This is a genomic window from Maricaulis alexandrii (genome assembly GCF_005871165.1).
GTDB classification, from domain to species: domain Bacteria; phylum Pseudomonadota; class Alphaproteobacteria; order Caulobacterales; family Maricaulaceae; genus Maricaulis; species Maricaulis alexandrii.
The window spans coordinates 222,834-243,288 of the sequence record NZ_SWKP01000008.1; the positions used below are offsets into that span (position 1 = coordinate 222,834).

General features: G+C 64.4%; 22 protein-coding genes and 1 tRNA gene. 15 read left to right on the plus strand and 8 right to left on the minus strand.

Annotation, left to right across the window (positions count from 1 at the left end):
• Genes FCS99_RS12075 through FCS99_RS12085 form a run of 3 tightly spaced genes read right to left on the minus strand, consistent with a single transcriptional unit; the run spans position 1 to position 2,691 of the window.
• The gene (locus FCS99_RS12075; RefSeq protein ID WP_138512883.1) at positions 1-996 is read right to left on the minus strand and encodes a hypothetical protein; all 996 of its coding nucleotides are present in this window, start codon (positions 994-996) and stop codon (positions 1-3) included.
• Between the two features lie 11 nt (positions 997-1,007).
• Positions 1,008-1,685, minus strand: coding sequence for an FtsZ-binding protein FzlA (fzlA, locus tag FCS99_RS12080; RefSeq protein ID WP_407658286.1), 678 nt, complete (start codon positions 1,683-1,685; stop codon positions 1,008-1,010).
• Between the two features lie 46 nt (positions 1,686-1,731).
• A complete protein-coding gene (locus FCS99_RS12085) occupies positions 1,732-2,691 on the minus strand; it encodes a cation diffusion facilitator family transporter (protein ID WP_138512887.1) in 960 nt (319 codons plus the stop codon).
• A gap of 152 nt (positions 2,692-2,843) precedes the next feature.
• On the opposite strand from FCS99_RS12085, the gene FCS99_RS12090 reads away from it, so the two are divergent.
• Together FCS99_RS12090 and FCS99_RS12095 are read left to right on the plus strand one after the other, a co-directional pair.
• The gene (locus FCS99_RS12090; RefSeq protein WP_138512889.1) at positions 2,844-3,647 is read left to right on the plus strand and encodes an undecaprenyl-diphosphate phosphatase; all 804 of its coding nucleotides are present in this window, start codon (positions 2,844-2,846) and stop codon (positions 3,645-3,647) included.
• Between the two features lie 10 nt (positions 3,648-3,657).
• Positions 3,658-4,521: a CPBP family intramembrane glutamic endopeptidase gene (locus FCS99_RS12095; RefSeq protein ID WP_138512891.1), complete on the plus strand. Its 864-nt coding sequence runs from the start codon at positions 3,658-3,660 to the stop codon at positions 4,519-4,521.
• A 38-nt stretch (positions 4,522-4,559) separates the two neighbouring features.
• On the opposite strand, the gene FCS99_RS12100 is transcribed toward FCS99_RS12095, so the two are convergent.
• Positions 4,560-5,525 (minus strand): complex I NDUFA9 subunit family protein, encoded by a 966-nt coding sequence (locus tag FCS99_RS12100; RefSeq protein WP_138512893.1) that lies wholly within the window; start codon positions 5,523-5,525, stop codon positions 4,560-4,562.
• 175 nt (positions 5,526-5,700) lie between these two features.
• Here FCS99_RS12100 and FCS99_RS12105 point away from each other — a divergent pair.
• From FCS99_RS12105 to FCS99_RS12120, 4 genes are all read left to right on the plus strand, one after another.
• Positions 5,701-5,787: transfer RNA gene (locus tag FCS99_RS12105), tRNA-Leu, on the plus strand.
• A gap of 132 nt (positions 5,788-5,919) precedes the next feature.
• On the plus strand, positions 5,920-6,588 hold the full coding sequence (locus FCS99_RS12110; RefSeq protein WP_138512895.1) for a hypothetical protein: 669 nt from the start codon (positions 5,920-5,922) through the stop codon (positions 6,586-6,588).
• 9 nt (positions 6,589-6,597) lie between these two features.
• Positions 6,598-7,782 (plus strand): M48 family metallopeptidase, encoded by a 1,185-nt coding sequence (locus tag FCS99_RS12115; protein ID WP_138512897.1) that lies wholly within the window; start codon positions 6,598-6,600, stop codon positions 7,780-7,782.
• A complete protein-coding gene (locus tag FCS99_RS12120) occupies positions 7,779-8,357 on the plus strand; it encodes a hypothetical protein (RefSeq protein WP_138512899.1) in 579 nt (192 codons plus the stop codon). Before FCS99_RS12115 ends, FCS99_RS12120 begins: the two co-directional genes overlap by 4 nt.
• A 93-nt stretch (positions 8,358-8,450) precedes the next feature.
• Here FCS99_RS12120 and FCS99_RS16135 read toward each other — a convergent pair whose 3' ends face one another.
• The 4 genes from FCS99_RS16135 to FCS99_RS12135 all read right to left on the minus strand — a co-directional run bounded on the left by FCS99_RS16135 (position 8,451) and on the right by FCS99_RS12135 (position 11,695).
• Positions 8,451-8,627, minus strand: coding sequence for a hypothetical protein (locus FCS99_RS16135; RefSeq protein ID WP_171036360.1), 177 nt, complete (start codon positions 8,625-8,627; stop codon positions 8,451-8,453).
• Positions 8,620-9,669: a cytochrome d ubiquinol oxidase subunit II gene (gene cydB, locus FCS99_RS12125; protein ID WP_138512901.1), complete on the minus strand. Its 1,050-nt coding sequence runs from the start codon at positions 9,667-9,669 to the stop codon at positions 8,620-8,622. The genes FCS99_RS16135 and cydB overlap by 8 nt, the downstream gene beginning before the upstream one ends.
• Entirely contained in the window at positions 9,666-11,072 is a 1,407-nt protein-coding gene (locus tag FCS99_RS12130) for a cytochrome ubiquinol oxidase subunit I (protein WP_138512903.1), read from the minus strand. The genes cydB and FCS99_RS12130 overlap by 4 nt, the downstream gene beginning before the upstream one ends.
• Positions 11,073-11,263: 191 nt before the next feature.
• Positions 11,264-11,695: a hypothetical protein gene (locus tag FCS99_RS12135; RefSeq protein WP_138512905.1), complete on the minus strand. Its 432-nt coding sequence runs from the start codon at positions 11,693-11,695 to the stop codon at positions 11,264-11,266.
• Between the two features lie 313 nt (positions 11,696-12,008).
• Between FCS99_RS12135 and FCS99_RS12140 the strand changes: the two genes are divergently transcribed.
• From FCS99_RS12140 to ptsN, 9 genes are all read left to right on the plus strand, one after another.
• A complete protein-coding gene (locus FCS99_RS12140) occupies positions 12,009-13,529 on the plus strand; it encodes an MBOAT family O-acyltransferase (RefSeq protein WP_138512907.1) in 1,521 nt (506 codons plus the stop codon).
• 10 nt (positions 13,530-13,539) lie between these two features.
• Positions 13,540-14,808: a hypothetical protein gene (locus tag FCS99_RS12145; RefSeq protein WP_138512909.1), complete on the plus strand. Its 1,269-nt coding sequence runs from the start codon at positions 13,540-13,542 to the stop codon at positions 14,806-14,808.
• Positions 14,809-14,838: 30 nt separating this feature from the next.
• Positions 14,839-15,453 (plus strand): ribonuclease D, encoded by a 615-nt coding sequence (locus tag FCS99_RS12150; RefSeq protein ID WP_138512911.1) that lies wholly within the window; start codon positions 14,839-14,841, stop codon positions 15,451-15,453.
• A gap of 91 nt (positions 15,454-15,544) precedes the next feature.
• Positions 15,545-16,252, plus strand: a complete 708-nt coding sequence (gene lptC, locus FCS99_RS12155; RefSeq protein WP_138512913.1) for an LPS export ABC transporter periplasmic protein LptC — start codon at positions 15,545-15,547, stop codon at positions 16,250-16,252.
• Entirely contained in the window at positions 16,249-16,788 is a 540-nt protein-coding gene (locus FCS99_RS12160) for an LptA/OstA family protein (RefSeq protein ID WP_138512915.1), read from the plus strand. The genes lptC and FCS99_RS12160 overlap by 4 nt, the downstream gene beginning before the upstream one ends.
• Positions 16,789-16,807: 19 nt before the next feature.
• Positions 16,808-17,575 (plus strand): LPS export ABC transporter ATP-binding protein, encoded by a 768-nt coding sequence (gene lptB, locus FCS99_RS12165; protein ID WP_138512917.1) that lies wholly within the window; start codon positions 16,808-16,810, stop codon positions 17,573-17,575.
• Between the two features lie 37 nt (positions 17,576-17,612).
• Positions 17,613-19,127 (plus strand): RNA polymerase factor sigma-54, encoded by a 1,515-nt coding sequence (gene rpoN, locus FCS99_RS12170; RefSeq protein ID WP_138512919.1) that lies wholly within the window; start codon positions 17,613-17,615, stop codon positions 19,125-19,127.
• A 187-nt stretch (positions 19,128-19,314) separates the two neighbouring features.
• Positions 19,315-19,935: a ribosome hibernation-promoting factor, HPF/YfiA family gene (hpf, locus tag FCS99_RS12175; protein ID WP_138512921.1), complete on the plus strand. Its 621-nt coding sequence runs from the start codon at positions 19,315-19,317 to the stop codon at positions 19,933-19,935.
• 17 nt (positions 19,936-19,952) lie between these two features.
• Positions 19,953-20,417 (plus strand): PTS IIA-like nitrogen regulatory protein PtsN, encoded by a 465-nt coding sequence (ptsN, locus tag FCS99_RS12180; RefSeq protein WP_138512923.1) that lies wholly within the window; start codon positions 19,953-19,955, stop codon positions 20,415-20,417.
• The last annotated feature ends 38 nt before the right edge of the window (positions 20,418-20,455 follow it).

The window sequence follows — 20,455 nt, forward strand, 5'->3', positions numbered from 1 at the left end:
CTACTGACTGATGCGCGCCATCCGCGCCGACTGCAGGGTGGCATTGGCCATCTCCAGGCGCTCGAACTCGATCAGCGTGGTTTCGATATCCAGTTCCACCATGGGCGATCCCCGCTCCATGGCGTCGGCAGCCCGGGACAGAGCCTCCGCGATCCCGAGGTGATTGTCGAAGGTCTCCTCATAGGTGGAGAAGACTTCCAGACCCAAATCCGCCATCTGACGCGCCTCGCGCCCTTGGGAACGGAGCATTCGCAGGGTATCCCGCGTCGTCCGCAGCCGGTCCAGACCGGACCGGACTTCACTGCGAATGGTCTCAACGGCTGTCCGCAAGGCCGTGATTTCATCACCGGCATTGGTGAACGACCCGTCCACCGTGATTTGCCGGTTGGCATTGTTCAGGGCCAACAGGCCATCATAGCCGGCGACCCCGGCACGCAATTCGGAGCCACGCGGTGAGTCACCCGGCAATTGCAGGGACACGGCACGGAAAAGGGATTGCTGCTGCCGGATGAAGGCATCACCGGAGTCGAAGACGATGAGCGCCAGTTGGGTTTCGTCGTAATCGCCCCCCTGCTGGACCGTCTCATAGACATTGCCGATCGCGTCAACGAACGTGTCCGTCAGCGCCACGCCGTCTCCGATCGAGTCATACATGGTCTGATAGGCGGGCTGGATGGCCCGCAGAGTCCTGAAGCGCGGCGGTGGCGGCAGGGCCTCGGCCTGGGCAATGACACCCCGTCGGGCCGCATCGAGCTGCGCCCTCAGCGCCACCAGGCGCGATTCTGCCTCGGCATCGCCGATCTCCCCGGCATCCCACGCCATGAAAACCTCGTCGAACAGGTCCACGAGGTCGAACAGGGCCAATTGCCCCATCTGGACTTCCGTCGCCGTTTGCGACCATTGCGCCGCCGCCGTCAGCTCGTCCTGGGCGCGTTGCGCCTGCACCGGTGCAACGCTGATCCAGACCAGGACCAGCACATATTTCAAGAACCGCATTGATTTCCCCCTCAGAAATCCAGATCCGCATAATGCCCTGCCGGCGGCATGCCCGGCAATTTGTCCGCGAGCAGGCCGCGGAAGGCCGGACGGCATTTGACCCGTTGATACCAGTGCTTCACCGGCTCGAATTCATCCCAGGGGACATCACCGAGATAGTCGGCACAGGACAGATGCGCGGCGGCCGCGATGTCGGCCAGCGTGTAGCGGGGCCCCGCCAACCCATCGCGCGTCTCCAGGAGCCAGGCCATGTGGTCGAGATGCCAGCGCAGATGCTCGCGCCCCGCTCGCAACGCCGCCGGGTCCGGCGCCCCCAGCGCCTGCACGCGTTTTTCCAGCTTTTCGTGGAGGAGGTAGGCGTTGACCTCACCATCATATTTTCGGTCGAACCAGTCCATCAGCCGCCGCGCCTCGGCGCGCTCGGCCGGCCCGCCCGGCAGGAGACACGGGCTGGGCGTGGTCTCTTCCAGATATTCCAGGATGGCGCGGCATTCGACGACAATGCGACGCCCGCCGCCACTCTCATCGACCAGGACGGGCGTGCCGCCTGCCGGGTTGAGCGAGAGGAGATAGTCGGCCTGCTCCCACGGCTCCTCGGCCTGCAAATCATGGCGCAGGGATTTCTCGTCCAGGACCAGGCGGACCTGGCGCGAGAAAGGATCGAGGGGCCAGTGTAAAAGCGTGCGCACCGCCACAGGCTAGGCTCCCATCATGGCGAGACTGTGAGACATGGGCTCATTCCTCCTCGGGACGGAAGAAGTCCGCACCATGACGCTCCGCTTCGCCGTGCGGATCGGCGTGAATGATGATGTCGGCGGCGGGATAGGCTTTCAGGAGCCGTCTTTCGCAATCCACCTGGATGGCATGGGCATCGCGCAGGGCGATCCCCGGCGGCAACGCCATGTGGAACTGGATGTGAAGCAGTGGCCCGGCCGCACGGGTGCGCAATTGGTGGATATCGATAATCCGCGGATCATTCTCGGCAATGGCCTGGATCTGCTCACGATCGGCTTCGGGCAATTCCCGGTCCATCAACTGGTCGCCCGCACCGCGGGCCACGCCCCAGGCCGTCCAGCCCAGCCAGCCCGCCACACCCAGCGCCGCCACGGCATCCAGCCAAAGCCAGCCCAGCAGGGTGGACCCCAGAATGCCGATGATCACGACGAGATTGGAGGCCAGGTCCGTGAAGTAGTGCGCCCGGTCGCCTTCCACCGCCACAGAACCGGTCTTTTTCACCGCCTGGGTCTGCACCCACAGGAGCGCGACCGTCAGCGTGATCGACAGCCCCATCACACCCAATGCCCAGGGCGAGGCCCGCAGCGGCAGGGGGTCAATGATGTGGTCAATGCCTTCCCGGATCAGCAGGGCCGCCGAGACCGCCACCAGGATCGCCTGGAAAATCCCGGCAAAAGCCTCTGCCTTGCCGTGACCGTAGCGGTGTTCCGGATCAGCGGGTTCGGCGGCATAGCGGACCGAGAAATAGACGGCGAGCGAGGCCGTCAGGTCGAGCAGGCTGTCCGCGGCCGAGGCCAGGATGGCGACCGAGCCCGACATCCACCAGACCACGCCCTTGGTGATCGCCAGAATGGCCGCCACGCCGACAGAGGCCGCTGTCGCCCGGCTGGTATATTTCAGCGCCTCGTCCGGGCTCAGACGCCCCGGACCGGCCGGTGATGCTGCATGATCATGAGGCATGGGCGACACATCCTTCTTCAAGCGGTTTAGGGTGTGCGGCGCGCCAGCGTCAATCTCCGCCGGGCACCCCTGGCCGCCAGAATGCGCCCCGGGCCTTCCCAAGCCGGGGCAAGTGTTCAACACTGGCCATGTCTTCAAGGGGAAGTTGCGTCATGTCCTTGGTGTATCTGGTCGTCCTGGCCCTGGTTCAGGGCATCACCGAATTCCTGCCGATTTCCTCTTCCGCCCATCTCATCCTCGCCCCCAGCGTTCTGGGTCAGGCGGATCAGGGTCCGCTGATCGATGTGATGGCCCATGCCGGGTCCCTGGTCGCTGTCCTGGTCTATTTCTGGCGAGACATCCTCAATGTCGCCCAGGGCAAGCTGGCCCTGCTGACGGGCAAGGTCACACCCGGCGGACGACTGGCCCTCCTCGTCGCCGCCTCAATGCCGCCGGTCTTCATTGTCGCCGGCGGGCTTTACGCCTTTGATCTGGTGGACGCGCTGCGCTCGCCAGCAGTGATCGCCGCCTCGACCCTGATCTTCGCCCTGCCGCTCTGGCTCGCTGACCGCTATGGCAAGCAGACCGTCGCGATCGAGACGATGAGTTTCAAACAGGCCGCCCTGATCGGCGTGGCCCAGCTCTTCGCGCTGATCCCGGGCGCCTCGCGCTCCGGTGTCACCATGACCGCCGGCCGCGCCCTGGGCCTGAAACGGTCGGAAAGCGCTCGCTTCTCCATGCTGATGGCCGTGCCCGTCATCGCGGCCTTCGGCCTCGTGTCCGGTCTGGAACTGGCCCGCGGCGCCGAGGCCGGGGCCAGTCTGACGGACGGGTTGATCGTGGCCGGCCTGTCCTTCCTGGCCGCCTGGGCCGCGATCGCCATCCTCATGAAGCTGGTTGACCGGATCGGCTTCCTGCCCTTCGTGATCTACCGGATCGCCCTCGGCCTCGGCCTGATTGCCCTGCTCGCCCTTTAGGAGAGATGTCATGCGCGCCATTGCCGTCTTCCTCGTTGTCACCTTCGGTTTCAGCTGGGCGGTGGCGGCGCGCCTGCAGGCTCATGGCGGGTTGGAAGGGGCCGGTGTCTGGGCCACGCTCTACCTGACCGTCTTCATGTTCGGACCCGCCTTGGGCGCCCTGACCTGCGCAATCCTGTTTGACCGGGGGCGCCGCCTGAAGGCCCTGGGCCTGGCACCCGGCCGGGTCCTGCCGGTTCTGGTCTGGTCGGTTTGGGGATGGATCCTGCCCATCATACTGGTCGGCCTGTCCAGCCTTCTGGTCCTGCTGCTGACGCGCTCCGCGCCGGCCGACGCGGCCACACAACTGGCCGAGACCGTGCTGCAAGCCACCGGTGAAGACCTGCCGATGGAGGCCGACACATTGCTGATGCTGCAGCTGGCTGTTGGCGTGCCGGTCGGCATCCTCACCAATACCGCCATTCTGATGATCAGCGAGGAATTGGGCTGGCGCGGCTGGCTGCAGCCTCGACTGGCTCCGCTCGGTTTCTGGCCGGCGGCCCTGGTCAGTGGCGTCATCTGGGGCGCCTGGCACGCGCCGATCATCCTGATGGGGTACAATTATCCCGGCATGGGCTGGGGCGGGGTGGCCGCCATGATCGCCTTCACGACCCTGCTGACACCCTATATCGCCCTGCTGCGCGAACGCGGCGGCGGGGTTTATGCGGCCGGCGCCTTCCATGGCAGCCTCAATGCGGTCGCCGGCGTGGGCCTGCTCTACCTGCCCGACCCGGTCTTCCCGTGGAATGGCCTGCTCGGCGTGGCCGGATTCGGTCTCCTCGCCGCCGGCTGGCCCCTGATCGCCCTCTACCGGGCCAAGAAAAAACCGGCCTGACCGGCCGGTTTCCCCGAAGTCCAGCGATGGGGCGAGGCCTAGACCTCGCGCTCGTGGAACTGGCCGTAACGGCGATAGCGGACCAGATAATTCGGTACGATACTGTCCACGGTTTCGGCCTGCACACCCAGATCGGCGAGCGTCTTGGCCCCTTCGGCCACGACATTGTCCGATTTGAGCTGGATCAGCTGGTCGCGGGTCAGCATCGGCTGCACGAAGGGCAGGATGGCCGCGAGTTCCGACATCATGGCGATCACGGAACCGATCTGCCAGGGCAGCGGCAGCAGGAAGCGCGGACGATCGATCTCGTCGAGAATGAAACGCATCAGCTCGGCAAAGGTGTAAACGCCCGGCCCGCCCAGCTCATAGGTCTCGCCCTGGGCTTCCGGTGTTTCCAGCGCCGCGACCACGGCTTCGGCCACATCGCCGGCAAAGACCGGCTGGAATTTCGTCTTGCCGCCACCGAAGAGCGGCAGGGCCGGCGCGAAACGCGCCATGTCGGCGAACCGGTTGAAGAAGGCGTCATCGGTTCCGAACACGATGGAGGGGCGCAAAATGGTCGCGGTCGGCACGGCCGCTTTCACCGCAGCCTCGCCTTCGGCTTTGGACCGGGCGTACTGGGACGCGCTATCGGCATCGGCGCCGATCGCCGACATCTGGATGACGCGGGAAATCCTGGCCGAAGCCGCCGCTTCCGCAACCGTCTTGGCACCCAGGGCATGCAGACGCGAGAACGTCTGACGGCCGCTCTCATTGAGAATGCCGACCAGATTGACCACACCGGAGGCGCCTTCCAGCGCGCGCTCGACCGAGGCAGCCACACGCAGATTGGCCTGGACCAGCTGGACCTGCCCGACCACGCCCATCACACGAAGATCCTGGGCCAAGTGCGGACGACGTGAAGCCACCCGGACTCGATAGCCGGCTTTCGCCAGGGCCCGGACAATGTGGCGACCGATGAAACCGGAGCCACCGAATACGGTGATGATGTCGTCTCGCAGCATGGCTGTCCCTCTGGGAATCCCGTGTTGGGCCCGGATATTCCAAAAAAGCGCGGGCATGTCCATCAGGCATTGCGCCTCACCCCGCCGGACCGGGGTGTGAAATATGCAGTGCCCCGTGCAAACCGCCCGTTGACACGGGCCCGGCTCAGCTTTAGACACCGCGCTCCTGACACCTGCCCAGGTGGCGGAATTGGTAGACGCGCTAGCTTCAGGTGCTAGTGCCCGTATGGGCGTGGAAGTTCGAGTCTTCTCCTGGGCACCATTTCTCCGACATTGCAGTCAAGTTGCATATCGCGCCCAGCGTGCGCCTGCATGTGAATCAACTTAACTCTTGCCTTGCCGCGCAGACCGCCCCAACCTTGTCGTCAAGGGACGAGATTATTTGGGGTTTTTCATGCGTCGTTTTTTCTGTGCCGCGCTCATGGGCGCGTTGGGGATGGGTGTGTCTGGTCAGGCATTGGCCGAAGACACCGAGGCACCGGCCGATCCGGCCCGTTATCTGATCATGGAGCCGAATGCCCAGGTGATCTTCATCACCACCGGCGGAGCTGAACTGCGGGCAGACTGGACGGCAGCGGCCACGGAAAACCTCTGGTCTCACATGGACGACCAGGTCGGCACGGCGGGCTATGACACCGTGCTGTTCGACACCGAAGCCGAACAGGATGATGCACTCGAGCAACTCCTGCTCCTGTATGAACTGGTGGCGATTTCCGCGGACAGTGTGATGCCGCACAAGGGCGGCTTCCGGGCCAACCAGGAGATCACGCTGGGCCAGACCGCCTCGCTCCTGGCCGAAGCCTATGATGTCGACCGCGCGATTTTCGTGGACCACTATTCCCAGATCGAGAGTGGCGGCGTTTTCCTCACCCAGGTCATGATCGGGACCGCGACCGGCTATACGCCGCCGTCCCAGAACATCCGCGCCACGACCGGCACGGTGATCGATCTGGAGAGCGGTGACATTCTGGAGCGCAATTCGGTTGTCATGGGGGATCCGCGGGACCTGAACGAGTCTGCCGGAATCATTTCCCGCATCCTGCGCGACCTGCCGCTCGAATAGGGCCGCACCATGATCCGTCGATTGATGACACTGGGCGCAGCCGCCGGGTTCGCCATCAGCCTGAGCGCGTGTGCCTCCACGAACATGGAAGCGCGGGTGGTCGGCGATCGCCCCATGGACCTGTCCACCACCGAAGCCAGTCTCTGGTACCAGACGGACCAGGCCGAGGAACGCCTGCGGGCGTCCGGGCGGACCGTCGAGGACCCGGCGCTCAACGCGTTCGTCCACGGCCTGATCTGCGAGATTTCCGGCCCGTTTTGCGCCGACCTGCGCCTCTATGTGGTGGATACACCGGACTTCAACGCGTCCATGGCCCCCAATGGCATGGCGGTTGTGAATACCGGCCTGCTGATCCGGGCCGAAACCGTTGATGAACTGGCCTTCGTGCTCGGGCACGAATTCGTGCATTTCGAGGAAAACCATTTCCTGGAACGCCATGCCGCGATCCGCAATGCCAACATCACCTCGTCCATCCTGGGCAGTGCACTGGCCGCGGCCGGGGGAGGCGCCTTCACGTCATTGACCTCCCTGGCGGCCTATTCCGGTGCCGCCAATTTTTCGCAGGACCAGGAAAGTGAAGCCGATTCAAAGGGTCTCGATTATGCGGTCGCTGCCGGTTACTCGGCGACAGCGGGGGCTGAGATCTGGAGTCACTTCCTGGCCGAGTTGAGCGCATCCGACCTGGATGCGGTGCGGAACCGGCGGGGCGGCGGCATACTCGGCACCCACCCCCATATCGAACGCCGCATCGAGGACCTCACGGCCCAGGCCGAAACCCTGCCAAGCCCGGAACAGGATCAGGCCAGCTATCGCGCCCTCATCCGTCCGCATCTGCACACCTGGCTGGCCGACCATGTCGTTCGTCAGGACCACGGTGCCACCCTGGTCCTCATCGACCGCCTCAGCGAACAAGGCACCGATCTCGGCGTCCTGCTGAACGCCCGGGGCCGTGTCCTGGTCCTTCGGGGCGATGAGGGCGACACCGAGGAGGCGCTGGAAACCTTCCAGACGGCCGCCACCCATGACGACGCGCCGGCAGATGTCTGGCGTTCGATGGCGGAAATCCATCGCCAGGCCGGCCGCCATGCCGACGCCGCCGCAGCTTTTCAATCCTATCTCGACCGGGCACCGGACGCGCGTGATCGCGCCCTGATCGAAAGCCTGATCATTGACCTTACGGGGACATCCTCATGAAACAGTATCTTGCTCTCGCCCTCGCCGCGATCAGCGTCAGCGCCTGCGCCGTCGTCCCGCAAACCGCACCGGCCGGCATTCTGGAAACCGAAGGCGACTTCTCGGTCACCCTGGAACGTGACTGGTCGCGCTGGCCGTCGCAGATCAATGCCGACACGACGGGTGAGTTCATTACCCAGGATGGTGTCCTGCTGAACCGGGTCCACCTGGTGTCCATCCCGGATGAAGGCTCCCTGGTCCGGCCGCGCCGGGGTGTCGAAATGCCGATCTATTCGGAGGGCGCCAGCGAGTTCGAAGTCATCGAATTCGTCACGTCCAGCCTGGAAATGATCGGTTATCACGACGTCGAAGCGGCCGACATCCGTCCGGTGGACCTGGACGACCAGCGCGGCCTGCGCTTCGCCCTGACCGGTGTCTGGCAAAACGGTCTGCGCGTGCGCGGCGATGTGGCCACCCTGCCGCATGACGACCAGCTTGACGTGGTCCTCTTCATGGCGCCGGAACTGCACTATTACGATGCCCTGTCCGCGGAAGTGGACGGGATCATCGCCTCGATCAATCACGGCGCGGACTAGTCATTCGCACCCGGCGACGGATCATTTCAACGCACAAAGAACCCCGCTCCCGGTCCGGCAGCGGGGTTTTTGCTTGCCTGATCGGGAGCCAGGCTACTGCGCCAGGAGCAAAAGGCCGCGCAGCGCGTAGGCGGTCACCGCCACGACCCCGGCACCCGCCACAGCCAGACCCGCAAACCAGAGCCACTGACGCACGGACCCTGGGCGTGATGCATCGGGCTCGGCCGGGCCGGCCGGTTCCAGCCAGTCGCGCCAGGTCGGTTTAGTCATGATACCCGTCCCCGGGCTGAACCTTGCCCCAGAACAGCCGGTAGACATAGGCCGTATAGGCCAGGATGACCGGCAGCATGATGACCGCACCGACCAGCATGAAGCCCAGCGCATTGTCCCGCGCGGCCGCCTCATGGATCGTGACCTGATAGGGCACGATGAAAGGCAGGAGGCTGATCGCCAGCCCCAGATAGCCCGACAGGAAAATTCCGACGGCGAGCAGGTAAGGCCACCAATCACCACCCGACCGGTCTGCCGGACTGCGCGACAGCATGCGCCAGAGCAGGCCCACCAGGACCATGCCGGCAAGCGGTACGGGCAGCAGCGGCAACAGGGTGCCCGGATCGATATGCGTCATCGAGAAGCCCCAGCGCAGGACAACCTGCTCATTCACGGACAGGGTGGCCAGGCTGACGGCAAAGAAGCAGGCCGCCAGCACGACCAGGGACAGCCGCGCCCAGCCCCGCGCGCGTTCCTGCAGCGGGCCTTCGGTCTTGAGATAGAGCCAGCAGGCGCCCAGCAGGACATAGCCCACGGCCACGGACACCGCGACGAGCAGGCTGAACGGTGTCAGCCAGTCGAAGGGCCCACCGGCAAAGGCGCCATCCTCGACCGCCACGCCCTGGACAAAAGCCCCCAGCATGAGCCCCTGGGACAGGGCGGCCGCCAGTGAGCCGCCGAAAAAGGCGCCATTCCAGAAGCGGCGGGTCAGAGGGCGCACGGCCTTGTGCCGGAATTCGAAAGCCACACCGCGGAAGATCAGCGCGGCCAGCATCATCAGGACCGGCAGGTAGAAGGCCGGCATCAGGATGGCATAGGCGGTCGGAAAGGCCGCGAACAGGCCGCCGCCACCGATGATCAGCCAGGTCTCATTACCGTCCCAGACCGGCTCGACCGTGGCGGTCATCATATTGCGTTCCTCGTCGGACCGCGCCCGGCTGGTCAGGGTGCCAACGCCCAGGTCGAACCCGTCCAGGATGACATAGAGCATGACGCCGATGGCCAGGATGAGGGCCCAGATGAGTGGCAGATCCAGCATCATGCGCCCTCCCCTTCTTGGGTGCCGTCCGGCATTTCGGCGGGATCATCCACCGCTGCGAGCGGGGAGCCCGGCGCCCGGCGCCGGACAACTGGTGGTTGATCCCCGAAACCGCGGGCCGCAATCCGCGCCATGTAGATCACGCCGGCGGTGAAGATGATGGCGTAGACGATCATGAAGACGAGCAGGGAAAAGGCGACCTGGCCGGCCTCGACCGGCGCCACACTGTCAGCCGTCCGCAGCACGCCATAGACCGTATAGGGCTGACGCCCGACCTCCGCCGTGATCCAGCCCGTGACGACCGCCAGGAAGCCCAGCGCGCCGCCCGGCACGGCCAGCCAATGATACAGTCCGGGCTGGTCGAGACGCTTGCGCCACCAAAGGACCAGGCCCCACAGGCCGAGGACCAGCAGGGCCAGTCCGGCTCCGACCATGAGCCGGAAGCTCCAGAACACGATCCAGAAGGGCGGACGCTCTGTCTCGGCGAAAGCCGCCATGCCCTGCAGCGGTTCATCGGTGGCGAAGAGGAAACGGCTCGTGCCCGGAATGCCGATCGCATCGCGGCCACAGTCTCCATCGGAAGGCCAGGCCAGAAGGAGGGTCGGCTGGACCTCGGCGGTCTCGCACCAGCCTTCCATTGCGGCGATCTTGGCCGGCTGGTGATGATGCGCGACCTCGCCCGACCAGTGACCGGCCCAGATTTGCAGCGGCAGGAGCAGGGCCAGCGTGCCGGCCGCCATGCGCATCTGCCAGCGGGTCGGTTCCGATCCGCGCCCGCGCAGGACCTGCCAGGCCCCGGCCGCCAGGACGACGGCGGCGGTGGTGATATAGGCGGCCAGAAGCATGTGGACGAAGCGGCTGGGAAAACTCGGATTGAAGATCACGGCCAGCCAGTCCGTGGCGTAGAAATTTCCGGTATCGGGGTCCATCGCGAACCCCGCCGGCGTCTGCATCCAGGAATTGGCCGACAGGATCCAGAAGGCCGAGATCGTGGTGCCGATGGCAACGGCGCAGGTGGCGATGAAGTGCAGCTTGTTGCCGACCCGGCTCCAGCCGAACAGCATGACGCCCAGGAAGGTGGCCTCCAGGAAGAAGGCCGTCAGCACTTCATAGCCCAGCAAGGGACCCATGACGCTGCCTGTCCGCTCGGAGAAGACGCTCCAATTCGTACCGAACTGGTAGGACATGACGACGCCAGAGACGACGCCCATGGCGAAGGCGAGCGCGAAGATCTTGACCCAGTGGAGATAGAGCCGCCGGAAGACATCCCTCCCGGTCTTCAGCCACAACCCTTCGCAAACCGCCAGAAAGGCCGCCAAGCCGATCGTGAAAGACGGAAACAGGATGTGGAAGGCAACGACGAAGGCGAACTGCAACCGCGACAGGAGCAGGGCATCAAATTCCATGGCGGATCTCCTTGCCGCTGCAAACTAGGTGCAGCCACCGCACCTCACCAGTCACGGATTGTCACATGGGGCAATTCGGCGCGGACGCCGGCCCCTCCCGCACACAACAACGCCCGGCAGGTTTGCCTGCCGGGCGTTCTTTGACCTGCATGTGCTTCGTACAGGTTGGGGGTCTGCGGTCAGACGGAACCTTAGCGGGTTCCGGCCTGGGCCACCGAGGCAGAGCCGCGGCGGGTGATCTGGAAGCTGCCTTCATCCCCCGGGCGCAGATAGGCGCGGCAGAAACCGGCCTCATCCACCGGGAAGGGACAGGCAAAGCTGGTGTGCTCGACCGAAACGGTCAGGCGCAGCTCGCCACGCTCCGGCACGGAATAGGAGCACAGGCCGCCCGTGACATCGGCCACGGCGAAACGGCCATTATCGTGCAGGCCACGACCGCGTTCCCGGGATTCGATGACATCGCCATCATCCTGGTTCAGGCGGCAGGACACTTCCCAGCCGCGCTGGCCGAGCATTTCAAGAACGAAGGCTTCACCCGATTGCGGCGATTGCGCAGTGGTCGTGCCGACCAGGGCCAGGGCGCCAGCGAGGGAAGCTGCGATCATCATGGTTTGTTTTTTCATGACTTCTCCTCCTGCGAGAAATTCATTGGAACAAGTTGTATGACACTAATGTTACAGCTTTCAAAACGCCTGTAAAGTCCGTACACGGACGTTTCGTGATTTCGCGCAATGGCTTCTATGCTTTAATAACTGCGTGACTTTTGGCGACGAGTGCGGAAATTTTCGTAGTAATTTCCGATTAACAATTCCGAAAATGACACCTGATTGTCACAAAACGGCAGGACTTTTCCACAGCGTCAGCCGCGTGCAGCCCCGCCTTGCCGCTCCCGACCCGGCCCGCTAGCGTCATGACCACTCGGGGCGCGGCGCTGGCATGATCTTCAATTCCTTCGAATTCCTGTTTCTTTTCCTGCCGGCTGTGCTGCTCGCCTACTATCTGGCGCGGCGCTACATCTCGCACTGGACGGCCCTGTCCCTGCTCGCCGGAGCGAGCTTCTTCTTCTACGCCTGGTGGGACGTATCCCGGGCACCCTGGCATGAACTGACCGGGCTGAACGGAGAGAGCGTGATCCGGACGCTCTGGTTCATCCGCCATGTGTTGCTCTTGCTGATCTCGGTGATCACCAACCATGTGATTGCGCGCCTGATGCGGCGCTGGGGCAATCAGCCCCTGCTGGCGATCGGGATCATCTTCAATCTCTCCCTGCTCGGCTTCTTCAAATATGCCGACTTCCTGGCCTCCAACATCAATGCGCTGACCGGCCTGGCCATTCCGGAACTGGGTCTGGGCCTGCCCCTGGCCATCTCCTTCTTCTCCTTCCAGCAGATCTCCTATCTGGTGGATGTCGCGCGCCGGAAGACCGATCCGGGACGCTTCTTCGCCCACGCCCTTTTCGTCAGCTTCTTCCCGCACATCGTGGCCGGACCGCTGATCCAGCACCACCAGATCGCCTCCCAGTTCAATGACACCACCCGCAAGGATGATATCTGGGACAATCTGGGCGTCGGCTTCTCCCTGTTCGCGATCGGCCTGGCCAAGAAAGTCCTGATCGCCGAGAGCATCGAACCCTATGCCTCCTCCCTGTTCGCCATGGCCGAGCGGGGCGACACGCCCGGCCTGGTCGCCGCTTGGGTCGGCGCTATCGCCTATGCGCTGCAGATCTTCTTCGACTTCTCCGGCTATTCCGACATGGCGCTGGGCCTGGCCCGCTGCCTGGGCTTCCGCTTGCCGGTGAATTTCAACGGACCGTACAAGTCGGCCTCGGTGGTGGAGTTCTGGCGCCGCTGGCACATCACGCTGAGCCACTTCCTGCGCGACCATCTCTACATCCCGCTGGGCGGCAACCGGCATGGCGAAACCCGGCGCTCGATCAATCTGATGACGACCATGCTGCTGGGCGGACTCTGGCACGGGGCCGCCTGGACCTTCGTGATCTGGGGCGGACTGCACGGGCTGGGCCTGACCGTGAACCATTACTGGAACAAATGGGGCCCGAAGGGCTGGTTCGATGGCCATCGCCGCATCCTGGCGATCGGCCTGACCTTCGCCTTCACGACGATTGCCTGGGTGTTCTTCCGCGCCGAAAGCTGGAGCGGGGCCGGGCGCATCCTGGCCGGCATGTTCGGCTTTTCCGGCTGGGGTCTGGAAGGCGTTGCCACGGAAGCCGTGGCCTGGATCATTTTCGGCCTGGCCATCGTCTGGTCCCTGCCCGACACACCGGAACTCTTCTCCGATGTGATCGACGAGCAGACCCTCAAGGACGCCCAGATCAAGCCGAAGCCCGGCCTGCGCTGGCGCTTCACCCGCGCCATGTCGATCTGCGCCGCCCTGCTGCTCTTCCTGTCCGTGCTGAACGCCTGGAAGACGTCCGAATTCATCTATTACACCTTCTAGGGAGACCGGGATGCCGCGCTACGCCTCGACATTGCTGGCCACCCTGTTCGCCAGCCTCATCCTGTTCGCCGGCTTCAACACCGTGGTCGATCCATTCGGGATCACCGGTGCCCCGGACATTCCCGGCCTGACCGGCCGCGACACCCGCCTGCTCGAGGATGGCGGCCGCGTCCATGTCGCCGACCGCCTGGCGCGCGGCGAGGACCGCTCCATCATTCTGGGCTCCTCGCGCACGGTGGACGGCTTCCCCAGCGAAGCGGAGAACTGGCCGGGCGGGCTCTACAATGCCGGCATGCGCGGCACGAATATCTTCGAACTCACCCAGGCGGCGGCCCTCGCGGCGGAAAGCCCCGTCCTGCAATGCGTGGTCATCGGACTGGACCTCGACGAATTCGGCACGCACTCCAAGGCCAAGGCGACCTATTGGCTGTCGGCCCTGACCGATGGCAACCGGCTTTTCTCCCTGGCCCGGGTCGCCCTGTCGCCCAACACGTTCGGGGCCTCGGTGCAGATGATTGCCGACAATCTGACCGGCGGGGAGCCGCGGGTCCCCTGGGCCGACACCTATCCGGCCGGCGCCCAGCGCGAGCGCTATGAAAACGGCACGCGCGGCATCTATCGCTGGTATCTGGGCTATAATTTCGACCCGGAACGGCTCGCCCTGTTCGAAAGCCTGCTCGACCGGCTGACAGCCAATGGCGTGCAGGTCACCGGCTTCATCCACCCGCTTCATGCCTGGCGTGAGGAAGCCATGTGGCGCGCCGGACGGGGCGAGGACTATCTGGCCTTCCGCGCCGAGCTGGCCGCCCTGTTTGAGCGCCATGCCGACCGCGAGCCCGTATCGGCCTGCACGCCGGGCGGCAGTGCCGTGCTCTGGGATTTCTCCGGCTTTCAGCCCTTCGCCAGCCAGCCGGCTCCGGCGGCAGACCAGACCGAAGCTCATCCGGCCTTCTATGAGCCATCGCACTATCTGCCCCATGTCGGCGCGGACATGCTGGAACGGATGCGGCAGGTCCGGGATACCGGTCCGTTCGACCTGGCGCCTTTCGGTGTGCGCCTGACCCCGCAGACAGCGCCGGCGAGCGCCGACGCCATCCGGGACCGCCGCGCCGCCTGGCAACAGACCGAAGACGGCCAGGCCGTCACGCAGCTTCTGGATGCGGTGATCGCCGGCAACCCTGCGCCGGAGGTTTCACCGCCACAATTCCTCAACCGGGATGACCGCACCAGCGTGTCGGACAAGCTGGACGCCATTGCGCCCGCCGCCGCACGGCGCTAGGACGCACGCCTGACTGGAAGGACGGACGAGATGACAGTGCACTCTTACAAGGGCGACTTGCCCGCCGGGATCGATTTTGGCGATGCAGTTGCCGTCGATACGGAAACCCTGGGCCTGTCCCTGACACGCGACATGCTGTGTGTCGTCCAGCTCTCGTCGGGCGATGGCGATGCGCATGTCGTCCAGATGGACCGGTCCAGCTATGACTGCCCGAACCTGAAAGCCCTCCTCTCCGACCCCAAGGTCGAGAAGATTCTGCACTTCGCCCGCTTCGACGTGGCGATGGTGGAGAAATATCTCGGTGTCACGCTGGCGCCGGTCTTCTGCACCAAGATCGCGTCCAAACTGTGCCGCACCTATACCGACCGCCACGGCCTCAAGGACGTCACCCGCGAACTGCTCGGCATCAATATGGACAAGCAACAGCAGAGCTCCGACTGGGGCGCCGACGAGCTCTCCCAGGCCCAGCTGGAATATGCGGCCTCGGACGTGCTGCACTTGCATGCCCTGCGGGATCGCCTGACCGCCATGCTGGAACGGGAAAACCGGATGGAGCTGGCCCGGTCCTGCTTCGACTTCCTGCCGACCCGCGCCCGGCTTGACCTGGCCGGCTGGCCGGAAACCGACATTTTTGCCCATTCCTGAGCCGTCTGCCTTGAAAAGGCCTGCAAAGCCGGGTCAGTTGTCCTGACCGTTTGCCTGCCATCGGCAGGCCGCCACCAGCCCAGATCTCGACATGAGCGTCACTGCCACTCCCGGCCTGGAAGCCCTGCAGCCCACCCATCACGGGAGCTGGGAGCCGCGCCGTGCCCTGGCGCTGGATGTGGCCCGGCGGCGGACGGCTTTTGTGCGCTGGCTGCGCCTGGTCTTCATGGCCGGCGCCATCGGCATTCTGATCCTGCTAACCTTCCAGTTGGTGATGGGTAGTCTGGGACCGACTGAAGGCGATCCCCAGACCGCGTCCAGCGAAGGCCGGATGACGAATCCGCGCTTTACCGGACGGGATGAGAGCCTGACGCCCTATGCGATTACGGCCGACGTGGCCATTCGCCGCGAAGGCAGTGCGCCCGGCGTGACCGAGCTGGAGCGGCCGCGGCTGGATTACGATTTCCTGGCCGGCGATTCCTCGCGCGTCCTGGCCGAGACCGGGTTCTACGACCTGCCCAACCGGACCCTGGACCTGCATTCCAGCGTCAACCTTTCCACACCGGAGGGCTACAGCTTCGCCTCCAACCATGCGCGCATCCACTTGCGCGAGGAACGGGTGACCGGCGAGGAACCGGTGCAGGGAACCGGTCCGATGGGCACCATCCGCGCCGATCGCTATGAGATTCGCGACGGCGGTGATCATATTGTATTTGAGGGCAACGTCCGGGCCCGCCTGATTCAGGACCGGACAGCGCCGGTGCCGGCTGAAACGGCACCCAGAGAGGAAAACCAATGATGCGGCAAATCCTGACGGGTCTCGTTCTGATGCTGGCCGGGCTGGGTTCGGCCCATGCCCAGATCGGCAATTCCAGTCTCCCGCTCGATATCGAGGCCGATCATGTCGACGTTCTGGATGCGGAACGCCGCATCATCTGGCGCGGCAATGTCAACGCGATCCAGGGCACGTCCTCGATCCGGGCCCAGCAGATCGACGTCTACTATACCGGCAATGGGACCGGAGGCAGCGGCGCCGGCAGCTGGGGCGATATCGACCGCATCGTCGCGACCGAAGACGTCTATTACATCACGCCGACCCAGCGGGCCCGCGGCCAGCAGGGTGTCTATACCCTCGCCACGGAAACCATCGTTCTCACGGGTGATGTCGTCATCAATCAGGGTGACAATGTCATCACGGCCACCCGGTTCGTGACCAATCTGGCGACCGGGAATTCCAGCTGGGAATCAGGCGAAGGCGGCCGCGTCCGCGCCGTGCTCCAAACCCGGCAGGATGATGACACCACCGAGGGCTCCGACAGCCCGTCCAACCGCTAACCCTGGCTGATCGGACCCCATGGCCCTCCAAGAAACCCTGTCGCAAGACACTGATGCCGCACCGGCCCGCCCGGGCCTGGTCGTCGAACAGATCGGCAAGGCCTATGGCAAGCGCCCGGTCGTGAAGGGTGTGTCCGTTTCCCTGCAGCGTGGCGAGGTCGCCGGCCTGCTCGGTCCGAACGGCGCCGGCAAGACCACGTGTTTTTATATGATCACCGGTCTGGTGGAGGTCGATTACGGCCGCATCCTGCTGGATGGCGAAGATATCACCCGCCTGCCCATGTATCAGCGGGCCCGTCTGGGAATCGGTTACCTGCCGCAGGAAAAATCGATCTTTCACGGCATGACGGTGGCCCAGAACATCCTGGCCGTCGCGGAAGTGGTCGAGAAAAACCGCAAGGCGCGCCACGAGTTGGTCGACCAACTGCTTGAAGAACTTCGCATTTCCCATTTGCGCGATGCACCGGCCCCGTCCCTGTCGGGCGGTGAGCGCCGGCGGGTGGAGATTGCCCGCGCCCTGGCGACCCGCCCCTCCTTCATGCTGCTGGATGAGCCCTTCGCCGGGATCGACCCGCTGGCCATCGCCGATATTCGTGACCTGATCCGCTTCCTGAAAGAGCGCGGGATCGGCATTCTGATTACCGACCACAACGTCCGAGAAACCCTTGAAATCACTGACAGAGCGACGATCATCCACGAGGGTGAAGTTCTGTTCGAGGGCTCTCCGGCGGAGATCCGGGCCGACCCGGACGTGCGTCGCGTTTATCTCGGAGAAAGTTTTGGCTGATTAACCTCTGCAGGAAACGTACCAAACAGAGGTTCACATGGCCGGATTGATGCAGAAGCTGGATATGCGCCAGGGCCAGTCCCTGGTGATGACGCCCCAGCTCCAACAAGCCATCAAGCTGTTGCAGCTCTCGAATATCGAGCTTGCCGAGTTCGTCGAAGGCGAACTGGAACGCAATCCGCTGCTTGAACGGGATGAGCGCGAATCATCCACCGAATCGCTGCGCGAAGAGGGTGAAGGTGAACCGCGCGAGCTGGAACTCGCCGCGCCGTCCAGCGATGCCAGCGATTCGCTCGATGCCGATTCGGACATGCTGCACGGCGACGACTCCAAATCGGACCTGGCCGGTGTCGAAGCCGCCCCCGGCGAAGCCATGGGCGCCAGCAGCCAGTGGTCCTCGCCCGGTTCGGGCGGCGGCTCCGGGGCAGTCAGCGAAGACTATGATGCCATTGCCAATTCCTCGCGTGACATCTCCCTGTCCGAACACCTGCACGAACAGCTCGCCACGGCGACGGCCGATCCGGTCGACAAGCTGATCGGCGCCCATCTGATCGATCTGACCGATGATGACGGCTATATGCGCGCCGACCTCGACGAAGTGGCCGGCCAGCTGGGTGTCGAGCGCAGCCGGATCGAGCGTGTCCTGCAGCTGACCCAGACCTTTGACCCGTCCGGCGTGATGGCCCGGGACCTGCCGGAATGCCTGGCCCTGCAGCTGAAAGAGAAAGACCGTCTGGACCCGGCCATAGCCGCCCTGCTGGACAATCTCGATCGCCTGGCCCGCCATGACTACAGCGCCCTGAAATCCCTGTGCGGTGTGGACAATGAGGATCTGGACGAGATGATCGCGGAAATCCGCGACCTGACACCCAAGCCGGGCCTCGCCTTCACCTCCGACACCACCCGCGCCGTGGAGCCGGATGTCTTCATCCGCCAGTCTCCGGACGGGGCGTGGCAGGTGGAACTGAACACGGACACCCTGCCGCGCGTGCTGGTGAACAACACGTATTTTAATGAAATCGTGGCCGTGGCCCGCTCCGAGAGCGACAAGACCTTCATCACGGAGTGTTCCCAGAACGCGTCCTGGCTGGTGAAGAGCCTGGACCAGCGTGCCCGCACCATCCTCAAGGTCGCCAGCGAGATCGTGCGCCAGCAGGACATGTTCCTGGCCCATGGCGTCGCCTATCTGCGCCCGCTCAACCTGAAGACCGTGGCCGATGCCATCGGCATGCACGAATCCACGGTGAGCCGGGTGACCTCGAACAAGTATGTCGCCACGCCGCGCGGCATGTTCGAGCTGAAATATTTCTTCACCTCCGCCATCCCGTCAGCCGGCGGCGGCGAATCCCATTCCGCAGAAGCCGTCCGCTACCGGATCAAGAGCATGATCGGGCAGGAGTCGGCGGACGAAGTGCTCTCCGATGACAAATTGGTGGAGCATTTGCGGGATGAAGGGATTGAAATTGCCCGCCGGACTGTGGCCAAATACCGGGAGGCGCTCAACATCCCTTCCTCGGTCCAGCGTCGTCGAATTCTGAAACGCGCTGGCTAGGGAAAGCTTGCAAATGGCGCCTCGGCGGATCCGGTCCGCCGCCGTCGCGGTGCGACGGTCATCGGAGCCAGCTTGCAATTGACTCCAACCGTGACCCGCGACTAGGTTCCGCCCGCTTTTCCGGATCGGGGCGGCAACCACACGTCAACGCCTCACGTGCCGGTGTATGGCCGGCGGGAAGGAGCGCATGCAAATACAGGTGGTCAACAAGGGCATCGACGTCAGTGACGCGCTGCGGGAACAGATTCTCGGACGCGTCGAAGACGGGGTGACCAAATATTTCAATCGCCAGGGCGAGGCTTATGTCTCGATCTCGCGCGAAGGCGTCGGCTTTCGCGTCGATTGTTCGCTGCACCTGCCTTCGGGTGCCATGCTGCAGGCTCACGGCTCTGCCGATGATGCCTACAAGGCAGCGGTCGACACCATGGAGCGCCTTGAGAAGCGACTCCGCCGCTACAAACGGAAACTGAAGAACCACCACAACACCAACAAGGCCGAGCTTCCGGCCGAGTCCATGCCGATCTTCGTGCTTCAGGGCTCGCCCGATAATGGCCTTGATGATGATTATGATGACGATATGGACGCGCCGTCTGACGGCGCTCCGGAGCCGATCGTGATTGCAGAACGCCCCGGCGAAGTGCGGACCCTGACGGTCGGCATGGCGTCGCTGGAACTGGATGCGGCAGACTCGCCCTTCCTGATGTTCCGCAATGCGGCGAACGGCGGTCTCAACATCGTCTACCGGCGTCCGGACGGCCATATCGGCTGGCTGGATCCCAGCCGGGCAGACGCAGCAAAGTCGGCCTAGGAACGAGAAGTCGTACAATGGCGTTATCTGATTTGATCCCCAATGGGGGTGTGGCCGTTGATCTGGGTGCATCCAGCCGCAAACAGGCCCTGCAGGCGATGTCCGACATCGCGGCAGACCTGACCGGCCTGGCGCCCCGCGACATCTTTGATGCCGTGCTTCAACGGGAACGTCTCGGCTCGACCGGTGTCGGCCAGGGCGTGGCCATTCCCCATGCCCGGCTTGCCGGGGTCGATGAAGTCGTCGGCGTGTTCGCACGCCTGCGCTCACCGGTGGATTTCGAATCGATCGACGGTCGTCCTGCGGACCTGATCTTCATGCTGATCGCGCCCGAGGATGCTGGTGCGGAACACCTCAAGGCCCTGGCACGCGTGTCCCGCCTGCTGCGCCGCGAGGATGTCCGCCAACGCCTGCGTGCGGCTCCCGATGCCGACGCGATACATGCCGTCCTGGCCGGGGAACCGGCCAGCGATGCGGCCTGATATCCCAGCCGTCTGACGTCAGACAGAAGCGCTGAATG